This is a genomic window from Oceaniglobus roseus (assembly GCF_002869745.1).
Classification (GTDB): Bacteria; Pseudomonadota; Alphaproteobacteria; order Rhodobacterales; family Rhodobacteraceae; genus Oceaniglobus; species Oceaniglobus roseus.
The window spans coordinates 1-4,105 of sequence record NZ_PNOS01000078.1 but is presented as its reverse complement, the minus strand read 5'-3'; the positions used below and the strand labels follow the sequence as shown (position 1 = coordinate 4,105).

Genomic DNA, 4,105 nt, shown 5'->3' with positions numbered 1-4,105 from the left:
CGCGGGGGCCGGCGCGACGGACGTGGCGGACGGGAATGCAGCGGGCGGCACGGGCCTTGCCTGCGGCGCGGCGACGGGCTCCGGCGCGGGCGCGGGGCGGGCCTGTCCCTTCGGATACATGAAGGGCTCGTCCCTGCCCTTCGTCTTCGTCTGCACCGAGTAGAGCGAGGTCGAGGCGCAGAGGAAGAGCGTGCTCCAGTCCTCTCCGCCCCAGTGCAGGTTCGCCACCATCTCGGGCACCGAGAGCTTGCCGATCAGCGCCCCCTCGAAGGAATAGACCCAGACGCCGCCCGGCGCCGTCACCCAGACGTTGCCGTCCTTGTCGGCCTTCATCCCGTCGGGCAGCCCCGGCTTCAGGCGATCGCGGATGCCGCCCGCGAACAGCCTGCCGTTGACCAGCTTGCCGTCCTCGGCGACGTCGAACATGCGGATGCAGGCCTCGTCGGTGTCGTTGACCCACATCCACTTCTGGCAGGGCGAGAAGCACAGACCGTTCGGCTGCTTGAACAGGTAGCGGTCGACGACCAGCTCCGGCTCGTCGCCCGGGCGGTGTCCGGGCGCCATGCGATAGACGCCCTGGAAGCCCAGGTGCGTCGGCCGCGGCACACCGAAATGCGCCATCCGGCCATAGGTCGGATCGGTGAAGTAGATCGCGCCGTCGTTGCCCACCACGATGTCGTTCGGGCTGTTCAGCTCGCGCCCCTTGTAGTGCGAACACATCACCTCGCGCCGTCCGTCCGGGCGGATGCGGACGACCGAGCTCGTGGAATGCTCGCAGACCAGCAGGTTCAGCTCGGCATCGTAGGTCATCCCGTTGCCCTTGTTCGAGGGACGCTGGATCTCCTTCACGCCCTGCCCCGGCGTGTAGCGGCGGCGCACGTCGGCGGGCATGTCGGAGAAGACCAGGTGCTTCTCGAGCGGATGCCACAGCGGGCCCTCGGTGAAGGTGTACCCGGTGCCAAGCTGGCGCACCGGCGCATCGACGTCGATCAGGGCGTGGAAGCTGTCGGCAAGGGCGGTGTGGGCCATGATCGGTCCTTTCGGCGTGTCAGGCAGGACTAAGGCGGGAGGCCGGACAGGCGTCAAGGCACCTGCGGACGGGGAACGGGGGGGTGTGGCGGCGCTCCGACATCTGCCTCACCCCCAGGCTGCAAGAAGCGGGCGGCCTGCCCCGTAAAGTGGATCGGCGGCGGGGCGCGGCACCTCGGCGATGCGGCGCAGCGTGGCCCCGCCGTCGTCGGGCAGCGCGCGCAGCGTCTCGACCGGCCCGGCCCCCGGGGGATAGCCGCCGACGACGGAGAAGCCGTCCCCGGCCGCGTCCCGGCAATGGCCCGTGCCCGGTGGCAGCAGCAGCACGTCGCCCGGGCCGACGTCCAGCGTCTCGCCGCCGGGGCCGCCGAGGATCAGCCGCGCCCGGCCCTCGACCACGGCCAGCACCTCGTGGACGTTGGGGTGGAAGTGGTGGAAGTCGAAGACGGTGTATTCCCACAGCCCCTGCCATCCGTTGGCGGAGAAGAGCGCCATCACGGCGTCGGCCCCCGGCGCGTCCAGCGCGGACCGTGCCACCAGCGCAGGCAGCGGGTTGTTCGGGATCGCCCCGCCCGTCGCCAGCGCCAGCGGCGTCACCGCCGCCTCCCCGGCCGGACGCAGACCCGCCGCACGCCCTTCCCCCGCCATCGCGCTCAGACCGGGAACCAGGGACGGTCCGGCAGGGTCTGGGTCATCGGCCCCGGTACCGTCATCCCCAGCCGCCCCACCACCTTCTGCCGCTCGATCTTCGCGGGCTTGTCGTGGATCGGCAGCAGGAAGGTGTAGTTGTTCAGGAGCTTCTTGATCGCCCCCTTCTCCTCGCGCTTGCTCTGCGAGTGGTTGCCGGTGGTGCGCGGCTCCATCCAGTTGTTGGTGTAGACGTGGTTCACGATCTGGTCGTTGAAGTCGTAGATCACGTCGCCGCAGATGCAGGCCAGCCCATCGGCCGTCTCGACGATGACGTTCATCGACCCTTCGGTGTGCGCACCCGCGTATTCGCACCAGACGCCGGGGATGATCTCCTCGGCCGTGGTGATGTCGAGGTCGAGGAAGCGGATCGCCTCGGGTTCGTAGATCCGGTCGACGAGGTGCTTGATGTCGGGCTTGGGGTACTGCGGGTACATGATGCCCGAGACCGAGAACTCCATCTCGCGGCGGTTCAGCACCACGGTGGTGTTCATCGGGAACAGGTCGTCCTTGCCCGCATGGTCGATGTGCAGGTGCGTGTGGCAGATATAGCGGATGTCGCCCAGGCGCAGCCCGTGCCTGGCCAGCTGGTTCTCGATCATGTTGTCGTGGAACTGGAGCCCCCGCATCCCGAGGCTCTCCATGATCGCGTTGTCGCGGTACCCGGTGTCGACCAGCACCGGGTATTCGCCCCCGGTGATGAGGAAGCCGTAGACCGGCACCCTTCTCACCCGCCCGCATTCGTGCCCGAGCACGAGGAACGAGGTTTCGAGCTCGATATCGCCGTAATCGAGGATGTGAATTTGCAAGGCCATCTGCCCCTCCCTATAACCTGTAGACCCGCTTCGCGGTGTCGTTGAAGATCGCCGATTGTTTCTTCTCGCTCAGAGACTTGGCGCCATCCCTGAAGGCGTTGAACAGTTCCGTGTAGCTGGTCCAGAGCTTCTCGATCGGGAAGTTCGACCCGAACATGCAGCGCCCGGCCCCGAACAGCCCTTCGGTGGTCACGATCATCTCCTCGATGAAGGCGGGATCGTTGCGGTGGAGGAAGGTGCCGAAGGCCGACAGCTTGGTGACGACGTTCGGGCAGTCGGCGAGGCGCTTCATGCCGTCGTGCCAGGCCTTGCGGCCCGCGTCGGACAGGTCTTCAAGCATTCCTGCATGTTGCAGGATGAAGGTGATGTGCGGGCAGGCTTTGGCGAGAGCCGCCGCGCCCTCCATCTGCGGTGCGAAGACCTGGAGGTCGAAGGTCCAGCCGTAATCCCCGAGATATGCGATGTTCTTCTGCACTGTCGCGTCGGTGCAGAGGTCAGGCGAGGCCGCGAAGCGGTAGGCCGGATTGTCGTGGAAGTGAAACTGCTGCCGGATCCCGCGCATCCGGTCATACCGCTTCAGCCGGTCGAGCTGGTCGCGCACGTCGCCTTTCGTGAAATCGGCATAGGCGACGATGGCGTCGGGCCGCCCGTGCGCCTCGCCCTCCGCCTGCACCCAGGCGGCCTCGTCCGCGAACCAGTTCGCCGCCCAGTTCGCCTGGACATAGACCGACTGCGTGATCCCGGTCCCGGCGATGTCGGCCAGGTATTCGCGGGTGGTGTAGTCGCGCTTGATCCCGGCATAGGGGCCGAAGATCCGCGGCTGTTCGGGGCCGAGCAGCCAGGGCAGGTCCTTCTGCAGCCAGATGTGGTGATGGGCGTCGATCATGCGGCCCTCCGTCCGTGCTTCGAAAGATCGAGGATGTGATCCACCACGGCGCCGAGGGTCGCACCGTCGCCGAGGCGGTCCAGCACCGGCAGGATCCCGGCCATCGCCGCCGTCTCGGGGCGATAGTCCGGATCGGCGGCCAGCGGCGTCAGCCAGGTCAGCGCCCATGCGCTGCGCGAAAGCCTGCGCACCGCGTCCACCATCGCCGCCGGGTCGCCCCGCTCCAGCCCGTCCGACAGCACCACCACCGCGGCGCCCCGGGCGAACCCGGCATAGCGCGGCACCGCCAGGAGCGCCTGCAACGCCTCGCCGATCCGGGTGCCGCCGTCGAAATCGGCGATGGCCGCGCCGACGCGCTCCAGCGCCTGCCCAAGGTCGCGCACCCGGAGCGGTCCGGTGATCCGCGTCAGCCGGGTGCCGAGCGTGAAGACCTCGCAGCGTTCCGCCGCCTGCACCAGCGCATGGGCGAGCCTCATCGCGGGTCCGCTGCGCTCCCTCATCGAGCCCGAGACGTCGATCAGCAGCATCACCCGCCGCTGCCGGGTCTTCCTCCGGGTCTCGAACAGGCGCAGCACGTCGCCGCCGCGCCGCGCCGCTTCGCGCAGGGTCCGCCGCGCGTCCAGCCGGTCCCCCCGCGCCGCGCGCCGCCGACGGTAGGAGATCCGCCGTGGCAGCGCTTCCGGCGCCT

General features: G+C 68.8%; 5 protein-coding genes. All 5 read right to left on the bottom strand.

Going from position 1 to position 4,105, the window contains the following annotated elements:
* On the bottom strand, positions 1 to 1,029 hold a 1,029-nt coding region (locus A7B20_RS20990; protein ID WP_172961081.1), incomplete at its 3' end, for an SMP-30/gluconolactonase/LRE family protein.
* Between the two features lie 108 nt (positions 1,030 to 1,137).
* The gene (locus A7B20_RS20985) at positions 1,138 to 1,626 is read right to left on the bottom strand and encodes a cupin domain-containing protein (protein WP_245867178.1); all 489 of its coding nucleotides are present in this window, start codon (positions 1,624 to 1,626) and stop codon (positions 1,138 to 1,140) included.
* A 56-nt stretch (positions 1,627 to 1,682) separates the two neighbouring features.
* Positions 1,683 to 2,531: an N-acyl homoserine lactonase family protein gene (locus A7B20_RS20980; protein ID WP_102110523.1), complete on the bottom strand. Its 849-nt coding sequence runs from the start codon at positions 2,529 to 2,531 to the stop codon at positions 1,683 to 1,685.
* Positions 2,532 to 2,541: 10 nt separating this feature from the next.
* Entirely contained in the window at positions 2,542 to 3,417 is an 876-nt protein-coding gene (locus A7B20_RS20975) for an amidohydrolase family protein (RefSeq protein ID WP_102110522.1), read from the bottom strand.
* Positions 3,414 to 4,105: VWA domain-containing protein (locus A7B20_RS20970; protein ID WP_157937755.1), on the bottom strand; the 692-nt coding region annotated here is incomplete at its 5' end. The genes A7B20_RS20970 and A7B20_RS20975, both read right to left, overlap by 4 nt.